Genomic DNA, 17,690 nt, shown 5'->3' with positions numbered 1-17,690 from the left:
GACGCGGGCGGAGCCTGCGGTGAGGGGGTTGCCGCGGGACGGAGGGCAGGAGGTCCGCGGAGCGCCGACGTCCGCGGGTCTCCCCCGCCGTAGGGCCGCCCGACCGCTCAGCGCTCGAAGAACCAGCCCGACGGCCGCTCCGTGCCGCGCACGACCGTGCCGCCTCCGCCGCTCCCGCCGCGACGGCCCACCGCCAGGTAGGCGAGGCTGCCGATGAACGGCGCGATCACGATGAACGCCACCCAGGAGACCTTCGCGACCTTCGAGAGCCTCGGGTTCGACAGCACGCCCCGGATCGCGAAGAGCAGCAGCACGATGTTCAGCACGACCAGCAGGGACTGCGGATTCATCGGGGTGCTCCACGGGATCGTGCGCCGCGGTCGACCGGCGCCGGAGCGCCCGACCGGGCAGGGTGGCCCGCGATGATTCACGAGACAGGGCATTGTCGCACGCGGCGTAGGATGGAGGGCTCATGTCAGACGTGCTCAGCATCCGCTACCCGCCCGAACTCCCCGTGTCGGCGCGGCGCGAGGACATCGCCGCCGCGATCCGCGACCACCAGGTGGTCATCGTCGCCGGCGCGACCGGATCGGGCAAGACGACCCAGCTGCCGAAGATCTGCCTCGAGCTCGGCCGCGAGAGCATCGCGCACACGCAGCCCCGGCGCATCGCCGCGCGCACCATCGCCGAGCGCATCGCGGAGGAGCTCGACGACGAGGTCGGCGGGCTGGTCGGCTACCAGGTCCGGTTCACCGACAAGGCGTCCGCCTCGACGCGGATCAAGCTGATGACCGACGGCATCCTGCTCAACGAGATGAACCACGACCGGATGCTCAGCCGGTACGACACGATCATCATCGACGAGGCGCACGAGCGCAGCCTCAACATCGACTTCCTCCTGGGCTACCTGCACCGCCTGCTGCCGCAGCGCCCCGACCTGAAGGTGATCATCACCTCGGCGACGATCGATCCGCAGAGCTTCGCGGCCCACTTCGCCGACGCCGCCGGCGAGCCCGCGCCGATCATCGAGGTCTCCGGCCGCACCTACCCGGTCGAGATCCGCTACCGCCCGCTGGTCGCCGAGGAACCGGAGGAGGACGACGACACCGACGTCCCCGACGCGACGAGCGGCAGCCGCGACCTGATGACCGGCATCGCCGACGCCCTGGCCGAGCTGGCGCGCGAGGATCCGGGCGACGTCCTGGTGTTCCTCTCGGGCGAGAACGAGATCCGCGACGCCGAGGACGCCATCCGCGGTCGGAACCTGCCGGGCACCGAGGTGCTCCCCCTCTACGGGCGCCTGTCGGCGGCCGATCAGCACCGCGTCTTCGAGAAGGGGCGCACCCCCGGCGTCCGCCGCCGCGTCGTGCTCGCGACCAACGTGGCGGAGACGAGCCTCACCGTCCCGGGGATCCGCTACGTGATCGACGGCGGCACGGCCCGCATCTCGCGCTACAGCGCCCGCTCGAAGGTGCAGCGGCTGCCGATCGAGGCGGTGTCGCAGGCCTCCGCGAATCAGCGCTCCGGCCGCTCGGGCCGCACGAGCGCGGGCATCGCGATCCGCCTCTACTCCGAGGAGGACTACCTCCGCCGCCCCGAGTACACCGATCCCGAGATCCTGCGCACGGGCCTGGCCGCGGTGATCCTGCAGATGATCTCGCTCGGACTGGGCGACATCGCGTCGTTCCCGTTCCTCACTCCGCCCGACTCCCGCGGCATCAAGGACGGCCTCGACCTGCTCACGGAGCTCGGCGCCCTCCGCGTCCCCGGCTCCCCCTCCGCCGCCTCCGCTGCTCCACGGGATGCCGCTCCGGTGCGCGACACGCCGCCGAGCGCGCACTCGAGCGGCGTCCCGCGCAAGGGGGCGGAGGCCGCACCGCAGCTCACGCGCATCGGGCGCGACCTCGCGCGGCTCCCCATCGATCCGCGCTTCGGCCGGATGGTGATCGAGTCGCGCCGCCACGGCGTCAGCCGCGAGGTGATGGCGATCGTCGCGGGCCTCACGATCCAGGACGTCCGCGAGCGCCCGCTCGAGCGCCGCGCGCAGGCCGACCAGCAGCACGCGCGCTTCGTCGACCCCACCAGCGATTTCCTCACCCTGCTGAACCTCTGGAACTACGTGGAGGAGAAGCAGGAGGAGCTCTCCTCGAGCGCCTTCCGGCGCCTGTGCAAGGCCGAGTACCTCAACTACCTGCGCGTGCGCGAGTGGCAGGACGTGTTCCGCCAGCTGCGCCAACTCGCGCGCCCCCTCAAGCTCGAGCTGGGCGAGCCGAAGGTCGACCCCGACGGGATCCACCGGAGCCTCCTGGCCGGCCTGCTCTCGCACCTGGGCATCAAGGACACCACCTCGCAGCAGGCGCAGCGCGCGGCGAAGAGCCGCGAGCGCCAGAACGTGCAATACATCGGCGCCCGCAACGCGAAGTTCTCGATCTTCCCCGGCAGCGCCCTGGCCAAGAAGCTCCCCGACGCGGTGATGAGCGCCGAGCTGGTCGAGACCAGCCGCCTCTTCGCCCGCTCGAACGCCGCGATCGATCCGGCCTGGGCCGAGGCGATCGCGGGCGACCTCGTCAAGCGGCAGTTCAGCGAGCCGCACTGGGAGAAGGCCCAGGGCGCGGCCGTCGCCTACGAGAAGGTCACGCTCTACGGCGTGCCGATCATCGCCCGCCGCCGCGTGCAGTTCTCGCGGATCGACGCCTCGTACGCCCGCGAGCTGTTCATCCGGCACGCCCTCGTCGAGGGCGAGTGGGAGTCGCGCCACGCCTTCGACCGCAAGAACCGGGCCCTGCGGGCCGAGCTCGAGCGGCTGGAGGAGCGCACGCGCCGCCGCGACCTGCTCGTCGACGACGAGGCCGTGTTCGACTTCTACGACCGCCGACTCCCGCGCGACATCACCTCGGTGCGCTCGTTCGACTCCTGGTGGCGGACGACCCAGCACGACGAGCCCGACCTGCTGACGATGACGCAGGAGACGCTCCTCCCCGAGGACGCGGAGCAGATCGACGAGACCGCGTTCCCCACGCAGTGGCGCCAGGCCGACCAGCGCTTCCGCCTCTCGTACCGGTTCGAGCCGGGGACGGAGGAGGACGGAGTGACGGTGCACGTGCCGCTCGCGCTCCTGCCCCGCGTGACGCCCCTCGGCTTCGACTGGCTGGTGCCGGGGCTCCGGGCCGAGCTGGTCACCGCGATGATCAAGGCGCTGCCCAAGCACCTGCGCCGGAACGTGGTGCCCGCGAACAACTGGGCGCGCAAGCTCACCGCGTCCCTGCCGCACGACGTGCCGAACCCGCCGACGGAGTCGTTCGCGGCGACCCTGGCCGGAGCGATCCGCCGCGAGGCCGGCGTGGTGGTGCAGCCCGAGGACTTCGACCTCGAGCGCATCCCCTCGCACCTGCGGGTCACCTTCGCCGTCGCCGACGAGCGGGGGCGCACGGTCGCCGCCGGCAAGGAGCTCGCCCCGCTGGCCGAGCGCCTGCGCGGTCGGGTCCGCGACGAGGTCGCCCGCGTGGTCGAGGCCCGGGTCCCCGACGCGCTCGAGCGCCGGGGCCTGAAGACCTGGGACATGCCGGAGCTGCCCCGCGTCACCGACACCCGGCAGGGCGGGAACACCATCCGCGCCTACCCCGCCCTGATCGACGACGGCGACTCGGTCTCGATCCGCCTGCTGGCCACGGCCGAGGACCAGGCGCGCGAGCACCCGAGAGGCGTCCGCCGCCTCCTCCTGCTCGCGACGCCGAGCCCCGTCGCCTACGTGCAGCAGCACCTCACCTCGAACGAGAAGCTCGTGCTCGCGCAGAGCCCGTACCAGAACACGACCGCGCTCTTCACCGACTGCCTGCTCGCCTGCGTCGACGCGGTCCTCTGGCGGATGAAGCCCGACGGGATGCTCTTCCTCCGCGCCGAGTTCGACGCCGTGCGCGACCGGGTCTCGGCGAGCGTCATGGACGCGATGTTCGAGACCGTGAAGACGGTCACGACGATCCTCACCACCGCCCGGGGCGTCGAGAAGGCGCTCAAGGCCTCGACGAGCATGGCGCTCCTGCCCGCCCTCACGGATGCGCGGGAGCAGCTCTCCGGCCTGGTCTACCCGGGCTTCGTCTCGGCGACCGGAGTGGAGCGGCTGCGGCACCTCCCGCGCTACCTCGGCGGGATCACCGAGCGCTTCGGCAAGATCGCCGAGAACGTCGGGCGCGACCGCGTCTGGCTGAACGAGGTGCAGGCGGCCCAGGAGCTCTACCGGTCGGCAGGCGGCGTCGTGCCGCTGCCCGCGCACGCCCCGGAGCGGATCGCGCGCGCCCGCTGGATGATCGAGGAGCTGCGGGTGAGCTTCTTCGCGCAGTCGCTCGGCACCGCCGAGAGCGTGTCGCTGCAGCGGATCCGCAAGGTGCTGGCCGGCTGACGCGCCCCTCCGCCGAGGGAACCGCGACCCGTCGAGGGACCCTCGGGCAGCGGTCTCCCTCGACGAACCGCAGTCCCCTCCGGAGCGCTAGTGTCGTCCGGTGGGCAGCTACACCGATCTCCTGAAGACCCCCGGGGTGGGGCGCATCATCCTCGCGCAGCTGACCGCGCGCTTCCCGTTCGGCATGCTCTCGCTGGCGTTCCTCCTGCACGTGGAGCGGGTGCACCACTCCTACGCCGCCGCCGGCCTGGTGCTCGGCTCGATGTCGATCGGGCAGGCCATCGCCGGGCCGCTGACCAGCCGCCTGATGGGGCGGCTCGGAATGCGCCGCGTGCTGACGATCACCCTCGTGGTCTGCGCGGGCGCGATCATCGCGATGGCCGTGCTCCCGCTCGAGGTGTGGCAGTTCGTCGTGATCGGGTTCGTCGCCGGCCTGAGCATGCCGCCGGTGCAGCCCGCCGTGCGGACCATCTACCCCAAGATGGTCACCAGCTCGCAGCTGACCCCGCTCTTCTCGCTCGACGCCTCCGCGCAGGAGATCATCTGGGTGCTCGGCCCGGTGCTGGCGACGCTCGTGTCGATCCAGGTGTCGACGGTCGCGGGCATCCTGACCGCCGCCGCGTTCCTGATCGGCGGCGGGATCTGGTTCATCGCCTCGCCCGAGGTGGGCCGCGTCCGCATCCCGCGCTCGAAGCGCCGCCTCGGCGTGGTGCTCACGAAGCCCCCGGTGCTGCTGGCCACGGTCGTCGGCTTCCTCCTCATCGGCGCCTGCTCGGCGGTCGAGGCGGGCGTGGTCGCGGTGTTCGGCGAGGGCGGAGTCGAGTCGGGCGTCGTGCTCGCCGTGTTCGCGGCGGGGTCCCTGGTCGGCGGCCTCGCCCTCGGCCACATCCCGATCAGCCGGTGGGCGACCGCGCGACGGATGCTGATCGTCACGGTCGGCATGGGTCTGGCGGCGGTCTCGACCGACTTCTGGTGGCTGTGCGTCACGCTGTTCCTCGCGGGCATCGGCATCGCCCCCGCTCTCGCGGCTCTGTTCGCGATCACCGCCTCGAGCGTGCGCTTCTCGGACACGGCGGAGGCCTACGGCTGGGTCGGCACCGGTCAGCTGATCGGCGCGGCGCTGGGCTCCGCGATCGCCGGCGTGCAGATCGACCAGGCCGGGCCGACCGCCGCCATCGTCGTCGCCGCCGCCTTCGCCCTGGTCGGCTTCCTGGTGCCCCTGCTCGGCCGCCGGTCCCACCCGGATCTCCGCGGGCGCGACGCCAGCCCGCTGCCCGACACCGAGCCGGTCACGCTGCCCTCCTAGGCCGCCACCCCGGTTGTCCCGCGCCTGTCGGGCACCCTAGGGTGAAGGCCCACGACGACGAGGGGACGGCATGGGACTGCGGGAGGACGCGGAGGAGCTGGTGCGCGAGCACCGGCGCGCCGCCGCCCGGACCGACCTCCTCGACCCCTGGTCCGATCCGGAGACCCCGGAGTGGTGCACGGAGCTCGCCGCCGCGCTCTGGCAGGGGTCCTTCCGCCCGAGTCCCGTCTACTTCCGCCGCGAGGAGTCCTCGCACGCCTGGCGCGGCCCGCACTCGACCCGCCTGCACCACCTCGGCTACGGGTGGCAGCTCACCGCGCACCGCGAGCAGCACGGGGTCGTCGCCTCCGAGACGGCGGTGGTCCTCGAGACGGGCTCCCTCTGGCGCGGACTCGGCATCGGCCGGCGCCCCGTGCGCGCGCTCCGCGGCCGGCTCGGCGTCGAGGGCCTGCAGGCGGGCCACGACGTGCACTTCGCCGTGCGCGGCATCGACGAGCGCAGCGACGCGGAGCGCGCCGAGCGGCGCCTCCTCTTCGGGGTGGCCGGTGTCGCGGCGCTGATCGAGGACGACGTGCACGTGGGACCGCACGGCGAGCTCGACTGGAGCGTCTGAGGCGCATGACAGCATGGGAGGCATGAGCGTCCCCCTGATCCCCCTCAACGACGGCCGCGCGATCCCCCAGCTCGGGCTCGGCGTCTACAAGATCGGCGACGAGGAGGCGGCCCGCACGGTCGCCGTCGCCCTGGAGGCCGGCTACCGGCACGTCGACACCGCCACCCTCTACGGCAACGAGCGCGGAGTCGGCGAGGGGATCCGCGCGAGCGGCCTCCCCCGCGAGCAGGTCTTCGTGACGACCAAGGTGTGGAACGACGACCACGGCTTCGACGAGACGCTCGCCGCCTTCGACCGGAGCCTCGAGCTGCTCGGCACCGACTACGTCGACCTCTACCTCGTGCACTGGCCGATTCCCTCGCGCGACCGCTACGTCGACACCTACCGTGCCCTCGAGCGCCTGCAGAGCGAGGGGCGGGCCCGCTCGATCGGCGTCTCGAACTTCGCCGAGGAGCACGTGCAGCGCCTGCTCGACGAGACGGGAGTGGTGCCCGCGATCAACCAGGTCGAGCTGCACCCGCGGCTGCCCCAGGAGGAGCTGCGCGCCTTCGACGCCGCCCACGGGATCGTCACCGAGGCGTGGTCGCCGCTGGCCCGCGGGCGCCTCCTCGACGAGCCGGCCCTGGCCCGCGTCGCCGCGAAGCACGGCGTCTCGCCGGCACAGGCGGTGCTGCGCTGGCATGTGCAGCTCGGCGTCGTCGTGATCCCGAAGTCGGTGACGCCGGAGCGGATCCGCGAGAACCTGGACGTCTTCGGCTTCGCCCTGGACGACGAGGACCTCGCCGCGATCGCCGGGCTCGCGACCGGTGAGCGTACCGGGCGCGACCCGCGCTTCGACTGAGGCTCCGGCGATGACGGCGGGCAGGGTCCTGCTCCTGCACGGCCTGGGCGGTTCGGGCCGCACCTGGTGGCGGCTGAGCCGCGAGCTGACCGCGGCGGGCTGGAGCGTCTCCGCTCCCGACCTGCGCGGACACGGCGACGGGCCGCGCGGCGGCTCCTCCCGCCACGACGCCTACGCCGACGACGCCCTCGCGCGGGGACCGTTCGACCTCGTCGTCGGGCACTCGCTCGGCGGAGCGGTCGCGGTGCGCGCCGCCGCCCGCGACTCCGGCTGGGCGGGGCGCCTGGCGCTGCTGGACCCGGTGCTCCGGCTCGCCCCGGAGCAGCGGGCCGCCGTCCGCGCGGGCGAGCTCGCCGGTCTCGCGGTCTCGGCCGAGGAGCTCGCTGTCGCGCAGCCGCTCTGGGACGAGCGGGACCGGGCCGAGAAGCTCGCCGCGGTGCGGGCCGCCGATCCGGCCGCGGTCGCCGCGACGATCGACGACAACGACCCGTGGGACCTGCTGGCGGACCTGCCGGGCCTCCGCCCGCCGGTCCTCGTGCTGGCCGGCGACCCGCAGGTCGAGACGCTGCTCCCTCCCTCCCTCGCCGCCCTGGTGCTGCGCGCGAATCCGCGCATCCGGTATGCGGTCGTGGCGGGCGCAGGTCACAGCCCCCACCGCGACCGTCCGGAGGAGACGCTCGCGATGCTCCGCGAGTGGGCCGAGAGCCCGGCGACGGCCTGACCGACCCGCCGGCCCGGTCCGTGTTTCGTCCGGATGAAATCTGGCAGGGGGGACTGGGCCGCACCGTTTCCTGTGAATACCCTCGCAGAGGACGCGATCCCCTCCCAGTCTTCGGGAGGTGCGCGTCGGGGCCGCCGACGCGGCGGCCCGTTCTCGAGGAGAGGGAGCCCCAGTGGCGCGAACCACCACGAACACCCCGAGCGGCCGCCGACGCCGCTCGCTGATCGGCTCGAGCGCGATGATCGGAGCGGGCGCCCTCGTCGCCGGCTTCGCCTTCGCGCCGACGGCGAGCGCCGTCGAGCCGGTCGACTTCGCCGACACCGTCACGGTCGACGGCATCATGACCCACCTGGAGGCGCTTCAGGCGATCGCGGACGCCAACGGCGGCACCCGCGCGATCGGCACTCCGGGCTACGAGCTGAGCGGCGAGTACGTGGAGAAGGTCCTCGCGGACGCCGGCTACACGACGCAGCGCCAGGACTTCACCACCGCGACGCAGACGATCGACGCGTTCACGCTGATCACCGGGACCGGCGCCGTCGGCACGCCGATGGAGTTCACTCCGTCGACGCCCGAGGGCGGCGTGACCGGCGAGCTCATCGCCCCCGTCGATCCGCTCGGCTGCACCACGGACGCCTGGACCGGCCTCGACGCCACCGGGAAGGTCGCGCTCGTCAGCCGCGGCTCCTGCAGCTTCCTCGAGAAGTCGGTCGCCGCCGGTACCGCCGGCGCCGCCGCGATCATCATCTACGACAACGCGCCGAGCGACGCCCTCAACGGGACGTTCGGCGGACAGGACGCGGCCGCCGTCCCCGGCGTCGGCGTCACGCAGGCCGAGGGTCAGGCGCTGCTGGCGTCGCTCCCCGCGAGCGTCTCGGTCCTCATCGACCAGACGACGACCGAGGTGGAGACCTTCAACATCGTCACGGAGACCCCGGGCGGCGACCACGACAACGTGGTCATGCTCGGCGCGCACCTCGACAGCGTGCCCGCCGGCCCCGGCATCAACGACAACGGCTCCGGATCCGCGACGCTGCTCGAGACGGCCGTGCAGCTGGCCGCCGCGGGCGACACGACCAACGCGGTCCGCTTCGCCTGGTGGGGCGCCGAGGAGGTGGGCCTGGTCGGCTCCTACACCTACGTCGACTCCCTGACGGAGGAGGACGCCTCGAAGATCGCGACCTACATGAACTTCGACATGGTCGCCTCGCCGAACTACGTGATCTCCGTCTACGACGCGGACCAGTCCACCTACGAGGCCCCCGTGGACGTGCCCGCCGGCTCGATCGCGACCGAGAAGGCGTTCACCGACTACTTCGACTCGATCGACCAGCCCTGGATCGACACCGCGTTCGACGGCCGCAGCGACTACGACGGCTTCATCTCGGTCGGCATCCCGTCCTCGGGCGTCTTCACCGGCGCCGACGACGTCAAGACGGAGGAGGAGGTCGCGCTGTTCGGCGGCACCGCCGGCATCACGCACGACCCGAACTACCACTCCTCCGCCGACGACATCGACAACATCAACCAGGAGGCGCTCGGCATCACGTCGAAGGCCATCGCCTTCGTGACCGCCTCGTTCGCCGCGGACACCTCCGCGATCGACGCCGAGAAGGACCCGACCACGCCGACCCCGACGCCGGAGCCCACCGTGGCCCCGACCGCCGAGCCGACCGTCGCTCCGACCGCGCAGCCGACCGTCGCCCCGACGACCGCGCCCACCACCGCGCCGACGGCCGCTCCCACCCCGAGCAGCACGCCGACCGCCGTGGCGCCGCACCCCGGCGGCCGCCCGCCCCTGGCCTCGACGGGAGCCGACATCGGCCTGCCGCTGGGCCTCGGCGGACTGCTGATCGCGGGCGGCGTCGGCGGGCTCCTGCTCGCCGCGCTGCGCCGCCGGAGCGCCGAGCGCGGCTAGCCGCCACCGCCCCGGAGCCGTCCGGCCGTCGCTCCGCGACGACCGGGCGGCTCCGTCGTTCCGCCCTGAGGGGACCCCGGACCGTCGAGCTGCGGCGGGTCCCTTCGACGGTCGGGGACTCCCTCACGTCCGACAGGGCTTCCGGCGGCCGGGGGACACGGTGTTCACTGGGCGCATGCGAGCCATCTGGAAGGGCGCGATCACCTTCGGCCTGGTCAACGTGCCGGTGAAGATCTACAGCGCGACCGAGGACCACGACATCCCGCTGCACCAGGTCCACGACAAGGACGGCGGACGGATCCGGTATCAGCGCAAGTGCGAGATCTGCGGCGAGGTCGTCACCTTCGACCACATCGACAAGGCCTACGACGACGGCGAGCGCACCGTGGTCCTGTCCAAGGACGAGCTCAAGGCGCTGCCGGAGGAGCGCGACCGCGAGATCGACGTCGTGCAGTTCGTGCCCAGCGAGCAGGTCGACCCGATCATGTTCGACCGCGCCTACATCCTCGAGCCGGACTCCTCCTCCCCCAAAGCCTACGTGCTGCTGCGCCGCACCCTCGAGGAGACGGACCGCACCGCCATCGTCGAGTTCGCGCTCCGGCAGAAGACCCGGCTCGCGGCGCTGCGGGTGCGCGGCAAGCTGCTGATGCTGCAGACGCTGCTCTGGGCCGACGAGGTGCGCGAGGTCGAGTTCCCGTCGCTCGAGGGCACCACCCGAATCGCCGCCCGCGAGCTGGAGATGTCCTCGCACCTGGTCGACTCCTACTCGGAGGACTTCGACGCGTCGAAGTTCCAGGACTCCTACCAGGCCGAGCTGCGCACCCTCATCGACGCGAAGATCGAGCAGGGCGACGCCCTCGACACCTCCGCCACCTTCGGCGAGAAGCCCGAGGAGGAGGGCGGCGGAGAGGTGCTCGACCTGATGGAGGCGCTGAAGCGCTCGGTCGAGCGCAGCCGCGGGGCGAAGGCGGGGGCGTCCGCGGATCCCGAGGAGAAGGCGCCGGCGAAGAAGCGGGCGACGAGGAAGAAGGCCGACGAGGACGCCTCGGCCGACGAGGACTCGGCGCCGAAGAAGACCGCCGCCAAGAAGCCGCCGGCGAAGAAGAGCGCCGCGAAGCCCGACGACGAGAAGGCCGCTCCGGAGAAGATCACTCCGAAGAAGAAGCCCGCCGCGAAGAAAGCGGCCTCGACGGCCGAAGCGGAGGAGGAGAAGGCGGCGTCCTGACCCCCCGCTCCCCCTCGACCTCAGCCGAGACGGACCGCCGCGTGACTCACGCGCACCACTCGTAGGGCGGGACCGAGCCCTCGGCGAGGGTGATGCCGTCCACGTAGTCCCGCTCGAGGTGGAAGAAGAGCGAGCTGCCGGACGCCCCGCTGACCACGGCGTAGTCGCCGTACATCTCGTCGCGCATCACCGCCGCATCGGGATGCGCGGCCAGCAGCTCCGCGAGGGACGAGCCGAAGCCGATGTCGCGCCAGCTCCGCGGGGCCGGCGCGAAGGCCGACGAGCCCTGGACCACGACCATCAGGACCCGGCGCTCGTCGCTGTCCGCCCGGGCCACGACGTCCACGGAGACGGCGTCGCTCCCGGTGTCGATGTACCGGGCCCACGTGCAGTACTCGGGCAGCCCCTCGCTCACGAGCGGCACGTCGACCTCCACGTCCTCGAACGACTCGCCGAGCCCGATCGGCCCCACGGCGTCGAGCGTCACCTCCCAGGACGAGACGAGCGACGTCGTGAGGCTGGCCGCCGAAGCGTCGGGACCGCAGGTGCAGACGACGATGCGGCGGATCGTCCCCGTGACCGCTCCGCCGCCGGAGCCGTCGTAGACGATCCGGTAGCCGCTCGCGCTGCCCGGGGCGGCGGCGAAGTCGGCCGACCAGCCGTCGTCGACGGCGACCGGCGCGGACGGAGCGCCGTAGATCGCCTGCGCGGCGGCGACATCGGCGCCGACCGCGACCCCGTCCGCGGTCGACGCTCCGGTCCTCGGGGTGACGGCGGTGAGCACGCCGCCGCGGAACTCGAGCGTCGCGAAGGAGCACTCGACCAGGACGACCTCGACGCTCTCGCTCGTCACCGAGAAGCCGTCGAGCGCGAAGCGCGCCTGCTCGAGGGTCATCCCGAGGCGGGCCCGGCCGTAGCCCTCGGCCGTCACGAGGTCGCCGGTCGCCGTCGCCGCCCGCAGCCGTGCTGCGAGCTGGTCGGCGTCGGCCGCGTCGACGTAGCTGCCGGAGCCGAGGGTCGCGATGCACTGCAGCTGCGACTGCGCCTGCTCGTCGGCGTCGACCGCGAAGCCGATGACCTCGATCGAGAGCAGCGGATGCGCCTTCAGCACCTCTCCCGCGACCTCGCAGGAGGACGGCGGCGAGCAGGTGTCGACGCCGTCGCTGACGAGGACGATCGTCGCCGGCTCGTCCGCGGGCAGCTGCTCCGCCGCCGAGCGCAGCGCCGGGCCGATCGGGGTGAAGCCCGACTCGACGATGCCGGCGATCGCCGCCGTGAAGCCGGCGGGGTCGACGGGCTGGACCGGCTGGAGGACGGTCACGTCGGAGCAGCCGGCCGCCCGCTCGGCGTCCGAGTTGCCGGTACCGGTGCCGAAGACCGTCAGCCCGAGCTCGCTCGCCGGATCGAGTCCCTGGACGAGGGTCGTCGCGGCGGCCCGGGCGGCGTCCATGCGGGTGCCGCCCGTCGGGACGTCGCGGACCATCGAGCCGGAGGCGTCGAGGATGAGCATCGTCGGGACGCCGCCCGGATCCGGGGCCGCGGCGGGGACGGCGGCGGCAGGGATTCCGGCGGCGCTCGGGACGGCGTCGGCCGGCTCCGGGTCGACCGCGGCGTTCGTCGAGGGCTCCACCGCCGCGCCGGGGAAGGGCAGGCCGGGGCCGCCGCCGAGGAGCGTCGGCACCGTCAGCACGGTGCCCGTCACGAGCGTCAGCAGCACGAGCGCGCCGGCAGAGGTCGGCAGGATCCAGGCCCTGCTGCCTGCGGGGCGCGGGGAGCCGGAGGATCGTGGGGTCATCGTGTCGTCCTCGGAGTCGGAGCGGGTGGCGAAGAAGAAGATGTCGGCGTCATAGGGAGCGCTCGCCGATCAGCACGTCGGCGATCACGAGACGCGTGCCGTCCCAGCGCATCGTCGCGGTGACCGGGCGGGTGGGCTGCGAGCCGCCGAGGTCCTCCCAGTACCAGGAGACGCGGAAGCGGTCCTCCTCCGCGACCACGTCGGTCACCTGATCGCGGTGTCCGCCGGGGACGATCTCGGTGAGTCCGATCGCATCGAGGACCCGGCCGTCCGCGGAGTAGAAGACGAGTCGGTCAGGCCAGTTCACGCCGCCGTGGTTGCAGCCGATCACCGAGACGCCGGCGGCGGCGGCGGTCGTCGGTGCTGCGAGGACAGCGAGGTGCGCCCCCGTCGAGTAGCCCTCGTCATGCAGGTACACGCCGCCGGGCTCATCCGCGGGTGTGGGCAGGACGCCGTCGACGAGGGTCCCCGCGTCGAACTCGCAGAGCGCCGACACGGGGGCCGAGGAGAAGAAGCCGGGCGAGAGCGCCGCCGCCGGCTGCTCCGGCAGGCCGTCGCGCGCGAGCGCCCACAGGCTGGTCGGCTGGAGGTCCGGCGGTACGGGCGTGCCGGAGGCGTAGCCGACCGCGGACGCCCCGTCCGCTCGGTTCTGCAGAGCCAGCAACGCGGATCGGGCGAGCTGCTCGGCGACCGCCTGCCCGAGCGCGGAGGAGTCCGTCGACTGCTCGAGACGGAAGACCTGGAGCACGTTCCCCGTGGTCGCCGTGACCACGGCCGTCGTGACTCCGACGTCGTCGGTGCGGGTGCCGCCGAACCAGTGCACCGCATCGTCGGGCCCGTCCGAGGGCGCGGAGCCGGTCCCGCTCTCGATCCAGGTCGTCGTCCGGAGCAGGTCGTGGTCCTGCGATCGCTCCTCGATGCGGTGGCAGCGCCCCGACGCACGGAGCAGGTCGCCGTAGCGATCGGCGGCATCGGTCACGCTGGGCAGGAGGAGCAGCTCGCTCTCGAAGCCGGAACCGGTGCGCGAGCGGTACCCGGAGGGGTAGAACGGATCGGCGCCGAGCACGGCTGCACAACCCTCCGGCTCGATCGCTCCGGTGAGGAAGTCGGTGACCCGCTCGACACCGAGCTCGCCGTCGCCGGGATCCGCGCCCGTCAGCTCGCCGAGGACGCTCCCGCCGACGACGAGCGCCTCGAGCTCGGACGCGAGGTAGGTCTCGTCGCCGGTGAGGGCGGCAGGGCTCACGGGGGCGACTCCGGCTGCGACGTCGCGGACGACCCCGCTCCCCCACGGCGTCGCGAGCGCCGCCCACGCGCCGGCGGCGACCACGAGCGCGGCGACGGTCGCGGTGACCGCGATGGCGACGGAGGACGTCCTCGTCATCTGCGGCGCTCCCACCCGTCGTCCTTCAGCGCCCGAGCAACGGGGTCTTCTGTGCTCACGACGCACCGAGCACGAAGAAGAGCGCGATCGCGGTCAGCGCGCCGAGGACCATCCCGGCATCGCCGATCGAGAGGCCGGCCACCGCGATGCCGCGGCCGCGCTCCCCGCTCCGATGGATCTGCGCGAGGGCGATGTGCCCGCAGACCACAGCCGCGACCGACACGAAGAACGAAAGCACGAGGGAGAGCACCGCCAGCACGTTCGTCGGGCCGGTGGCATCGATCGGAGCAGCAGACGCAGAGGCGCTGCGACCTGCGGCTCCGCGGATCACCAGGATCGGCACGAGGACAGCGGCCGCGACGACGACGAGGAGGAGCAAGTGCCAACCCTGAATGCCAGCGAACATCTCATGCCTCCGATCCGGCGAGCGAAGCCGTTGTCAGGTAGCCCGCCAGTGCCGACTCGAGGAGGTCTCCGAACTCGTTCGGCGCCACTCCAGAGCCTCGAAGGGCGATCAGCTCCCCGCGACCATTGGCGAGCACCCCGTCGGCGAAGACAAGGTCGACCGGACCGGCCGCTCCGCGGACCAGGAGCGTCAGGTCGAGCGAGGCATTGAAGACGAGATGCTCCGTTCTCAGCGCAGAAGGGACGGACGCCGTCGGGAGCAGCCCGATCGTGCATTCGCCTTCGGCGAGGAAGACGATGTCGGCCGTCCACTCCGGGCCGATGCCGTAGACGACGGTCCGATCCCGAGTGCCAAGAGTCCGCAGCTGAATCGAGGACTCGGCGCTGGCGAGCACTGTGACGAGCTTCTCCACGGCAGACAGGAAGCCGGCCGGCGCACTCCCGCTGCGGGCGAGGAGCAGTAGCTTGGCGGAATCGGCGAGCGCGGAATCCTCCTCGAGACGATCGACAGGGAGTACCGCTCGGACGGTCCTGCTCCCTCCGTCCACGGCGTCGAGGAGTACCACCAGCTCGAGGACGGAGAGCTGGACGCGAGTGCGATCAGCGACGGAAGACACGGTCCATCAGCTCCCTCGCGTTCTCGATCAAGCCACCGGCTCGATACCCCGTGTCCTCGATCGATCGCCGCACAGCGTTCCCCGACGCTTGCATCTGGTCGCTGATCATGTTTCCCACGCCCCACCCTTCGTATCGACGACTCATCGCCGCTGCCTGCTCCGCCGAGAGATTCTTCGGATCGACACCCGGTCCGAACTGGTTCATGACGCCCTGGTCGTAGGTCTCCGCCTGCTTCGCCTCGGTGTACGGCAGCGAGAAGTCGATGAGCCCCTTGAGCGCAGTCACCCCGAATCCGACGACTCCCAGCCCCGCAGCCCGGGCGGTGGCTGCCGCCGTCGCCGGCGCCAGAGGGCCCAGGCTTGCGGTGAGGGCCGCCGCGTTCACCTGCGCGTACTGGCCGAGCCCGCCAATCACAGCACTGGTTCCGCCGATGGTGCCCTCGAGCCAGGCCGCCACGACGTCGCCGTCCTCGATCGCCTCAAGGACGCTGATCGTGGAGAGCGCCGTTCCGACCGGGAGGAGGATCCTTCCGAAGAGGGGCGACGTCTTGATCTCCTCGAGGTCAGCGAGTGTGAGCAGCCACTCCGCCAGCACCGAGCCGGAGCCGACCATTCCGATGATCGCCTCGATCCGTCGACGGATGTCCTCCGGGGAGGTGATCCAGGGCGAGGGAAGGGGGGTGAGCCACGGAACAGTCGGGCGGCTGCGTCCCCCCGATCCGGCGGCGCCGCCGTCGCGAGCGCTCGCGCGCTCCTGCTGCTCGGCCTGCTTCAGGACGTCCCGCGAGATGCGCTCGAGTGCGTCCGACGCCCCCTGCACCTGGCGGCTGTACTCGCTGTCCCACAGCATCCGGAACCGCACGGCCACCGGGCCCACCCAGGCGGCGATGCGGATGCCGCTCCCGATGCGCTGGCGCGAGCCGTTTAGCTGGTCGCTGGCGGACTGGAGCCGCCGCGCCAGGTCGCGCAGCTGCGCCACATCGGCGCCGTACATCCCACTGCTCATCACTTATCCTCCTCGACACTCTCGGACGACCAGGGGGAGCGGGATCCTGCTGGAACCCGCCCCCGCGAGGTCATCCGTTCGAGACGCTCTCCTGCGCCGACGCGTTCTGCGAGGCGCGCTGCGAGGCGTCCTGCAGGGCGTTGATGACGCGGTTGAGCGCCGCGACGTGCGTGCTCGACCAGTCGTTGCGGAACTGCTCCGCGTCCGGTCCCGTCCACTGCGTGTTGCCGAGCTGGTTCGTGAGGGTCGAGAGCACCTGCTGGATCGTGCTCGCCTCCTGGTTGAGCTTGCTCGAGAGCTGGCGGACCTGCTCGACGTCGAGTCCCCAAACGGCCATGGTGTTCGTCCTTTCGTCGTTGCTCCGGAGCATCCGGAGGCTTGGTTCTCCGGCCGTCCGGCTCCCGCTGGCGGGTTCCCGGTCGACCTGTGGAGAAGTTATCGAGGGCTGGACGGGGGGTCGATGGGCACGGGTGCCCATGCCTCCCCCGGGTGCTTCAGCCCGAGTCCGTGGCGATCTGCAGCTTCACCGACCGGCCGCGACCGATGAGGAACCCCCGGCCGGGCGGAAGATCCGCGCGGCGGATCCTGCCGAGTGGAGTGCCGAGAAGTGTGTCGCCGTCCGTCTCGCCGGGAACGACCAGGAGGCCCCGCCTGCCCGCCTTGAAGGGCTGCGCGAGCGTGTAGGACTGGCTCCATGTCGACGACTCCCCTTCGCCGACCACGAAGACGCCGGCCCGGACACCGGCTCGCACGAGCCGGTCGAGCGCCATCTCGGCCTCGGTCCCGGTGAAGTCGGTGAGCCCCTCGATCACGAGGGCGCTGCCCGCCGGCCCGAAGCGTCCGAGCTCGATCTCGCTGGTGAGCGAATCGGCCGCCGCCGCGACCTCGGGGACCCCGACGACGCTGGCACTCCAGGCGGGCCTGGCCCCGAGACCGGACCGCCGAGAGGCGAGGTGGACGACGCGCGCTCCGCGCCCGCCTCGCCGCAGTGCCGCAGCGAGCGAGGCGAGCGCGGTCGTCCGTCCTCCCCCCGGCGACCCTGCGACCAGGAACGCACCGGAGGCGTCCACTCCGATCGGGGCGAGATCCTCGTCGGCGAGTCCGATGCAGACGCCGGACGATGCGACGGCCGGCAGGCCGGCAAGAGGTACGACCTCCGGGAGGCGCTCGACGGGCGAAGCAGCCACAGCGCCCTGCCGGCGCATCGCGTCGGCCAGGCTGGCGATCTTGCGGGCCTGGATGGCCACGTTCGACTCGCCGCCGAGCACGGCGATCTGCACCTCGCTGCCCTCGCTCACGCCGCGTCCCGGAGGCGAGGTGGCGGAGAGCACGTCCTTGGGCACGCCGAGCAGCAGGTAGTCGTCCTCGGCGGCGAGCCGGAGCACGACGCGGCGCTGGATGGTCGAGTTGAGGGAGGTGGGCACCGAGTTGGGACGGTCGCCCGCGACGACGATGTGGATCCC

General features: G+C 72.4%; 14 protein-coding genes and 1 pseudogene. 7 read left to right on the top strand and 8 right to left on the bottom strand.

Features of this window, described 5'->3' with window-relative positions:
* Positions 1-107: 107 nt before the first annotated feature.
* The gene (locus C5D04_RS05375) at positions 108-350 is read right to left on the bottom strand and encodes a PLDc N-terminal domain-containing protein (protein ID WP_160033960.1); all 243 of its coding nucleotides are present in this window, start codon (positions 348-350) and stop codon (positions 108-110) included.
* 122 nt (positions 351-472) lie between these two features.
* Between C5D04_RS05375 and hrpA the strand changes: the two genes are divergently transcribed.
* From hrpA to C5D04_RS05340, 7 genes are all read left to right on the top strand, one after another.
* Entirely contained in the window at positions 473-4,396 is a 3,924-nt protein-coding gene (hrpA, locus tag C5D04_RS05370; RefSeq protein WP_104347370.1) for an ATP-dependent RNA helicase HrpA, read from the top strand.
* Positions 4,397-4,496: 100 nt separating this feature from the next.
* Positions 4,497-5,702, top strand: a complete 1,206-nt coding sequence (locus tag C5D04_RS05365) for an MFS transporter (protein WP_104347369.1) — start codon at positions 4,497-4,499, stop codon at positions 5,700-5,702.
* A gap of 70 nt (positions 5,703-5,772) precedes the next feature.
* The gene (locus C5D04_RS05360; protein ID WP_104222306.1) at positions 5,773-6,315 is read left to right on the top strand and encodes a hypothetical protein; all 543 of its coding nucleotides are present in this window, start codon (positions 5,773-5,775) and stop codon (positions 6,313-6,315) included.
* Between the two features lie 22 nt (positions 6,316-6,337).
* A complete protein-coding gene (locus C5D04_RS05355; protein ID WP_104222368.1) occupies positions 6,338-7,156 on the top strand; it encodes an aldo/keto reductase in 819 nt (272 codons plus the stop codon).
* Positions 7,157-7,166: 10 nt separating this feature from the next.
* Complete coding sequence (locus C5D04_RS05350) at positions 7,167-7,877, top strand: alpha/beta fold hydrolase (RefSeq protein WP_104267539.1); 711 nt, start codon at positions 7,167-7,169, stop codon at positions 7,875-7,877.
* 172 nt (positions 7,878-8,049) lie between these two features.
* Positions 8,050-9,795, top strand: coding sequence for a M28 family peptidase (locus C5D04_RS05345; protein ID WP_104347368.1), 1,746 nt, complete (start codon positions 8,050-8,052; stop codon positions 9,793-9,795).
* Positions 9,796-9,970: 175 nt separating this feature from the next.
* Entirely contained in the window at positions 9,971-11,020 is a 1,050-nt protein-coding gene (locus C5D04_RS05340) for a Ku protein (protein ID WP_104347367.1), read from the top strand.
* 46 nt (positions 11,021-11,066) lie between these two features.
* Here C5D04_RS05340 and C5D04_RS05335 read toward each other — a convergent pair whose 3' ends face one another.
* The 7 genes and pseudogenes from C5D04_RS05335 to C5D04_RS18140 all read right to left on the bottom strand — a co-directional run.
* On the bottom strand, positions 11,067-12,815 hold the full coding sequence (locus C5D04_RS05335; RefSeq protein WP_104346661.1) for a VWA domain-containing protein: 1,749 nt from the start codon (positions 12,813-12,815) through the stop codon (positions 11,067-11,069).
* 49 nt (positions 12,816-12,864) lie between these two features.
* The gene (locus tag C5D04_RS05330) at positions 12,865-14,199 is read right to left on the bottom strand and encodes a hypothetical protein (protein WP_146087841.1); all 1,335 of its coding nucleotides are present in this window, start codon (positions 14,197-14,199) and stop codon (positions 12,865-12,867) included.
* Between the two features lie 55 nt (positions 14,200-14,254).
* Positions 14,255-14,578, bottom strand: coding sequence for a DUF4190 domain-containing protein (locus C5D04_RS05325; RefSeq protein WP_181137672.1), 324 nt, complete (start codon positions 14,576-14,578; stop codon positions 14,255-14,257).
* A 28-nt stretch (positions 14,579-14,606) separates the two neighbouring features.
* Complete coding sequence (locus tag C5D04_RS05320; RefSeq protein ID WP_146087840.1) at positions 14,607-15,170, bottom strand: hypothetical protein; 564 nt, start codon at positions 15,168-15,170, stop codon at positions 14,607-14,609.
* Positions 15,171-15,204: 34 nt separating this feature from the next.
* On the bottom strand, positions 15,205-16,200 hold the full coding sequence (locus C5D04_RS05315; protein ID WP_146087839.1) for a WXG100 family type VII secretion target: 996 nt from the start codon (positions 16,198-16,200) through the stop codon (positions 15,205-15,207).
* Positions 16,201-16,297: 97 nt separating this feature from the next.
* Positions 16,298-16,564 carry a WXG100 family type VII secretion target gene (locus C5D04_RS05310; protein ID WP_104222293.1) on the bottom strand — a complete coding sequence of 89 codons (267 nt, stop codon included), beginning with the start codon at positions 16,562-16,564 and terminating at the stop codon, positions 16,298-16,300.
* Positions 16,565-16,721: 157 nt separating this feature from the next.
* A pseudogene (locus tag C5D04_RS18140) lies at positions 16,722-17,690 on the bottom strand (cell division protein FtsK); the annotation flags it as partial.

Source organism: Rathayibacter sp. AY1D2 (assembly GCF_002932695.1).
Classification (GTDB): domain Bacteria; phylum Actinomycetota; class Actinomycetes; order Actinomycetales; family Microbacteriaceae; genus Rathayibacter.
Note: the sequence above shows the minus strand (reverse complement) of the source record. Positions and strands in the feature narration are given on the sequence as shown.

Coding starts and splice junctions, on each gene's coding strand:
- C5D04_RS05375 (WP_160033960.1), bottom strand. CDS start 350: ATGAATCCGCAGTCCCTGCTGGTCGTGCTGAACATCGTGCTGCTGCTC.
- hrpA (WP_104347370.1), top strand. CDS start 473: ATGTCAGACGTGCTCAGCATCCGCTACCCGCCCGAACTCCCCGTGTCG.
- C5D04_RS05360 (WP_104222306.1), top strand. CDS start 5,773: ATGGGACTGCGGGAGGACGCGGAGGAGCTGGTGCGCGAGCACCGGCGC.
- C5D04_RS05355 (WP_104222368.1), top strand. CDS start 6,338: ATGAGCGTCCCCCTGATCCCCCTCAACGACGGCCGCGCGATCCCCCAG.
- C5D04_RS05350 (WP_104267539.1), top strand. CDS start 7,167: ATGACGGCGGGCAGGGTCCTGCTCCTGCACGGCCTGGGCGGTTCGGGC.
- C5D04_RS05340 (WP_104347367.1), top strand. CDS start 9,971: ATGCGAGCCATCTGGAAGGGCGCGATCACCTTCGGCCTGGTCAACGTG.
- C5D04_RS05335 (WP_104346661.1), bottom strand. CDS start 12,815: ATGACCCCACGATCCTCCGGCTCCCCGCGCCCCGCAGGCAGCAGGGCC.
- C5D04_RS05330 (WP_146087841.1), bottom strand. CDS start 14,199: ATGACGAGGACGTCCTCCGTCGCCATCGCGGTCACCGCGACCGTCGCC.
- C5D04_RS05310 (WP_104222293.1), bottom strand. CDS start 16,564: ATGGCCGTTTGGGGACTCGACGTCGAGCAGGTCCGCCAGCTCTCGAGC.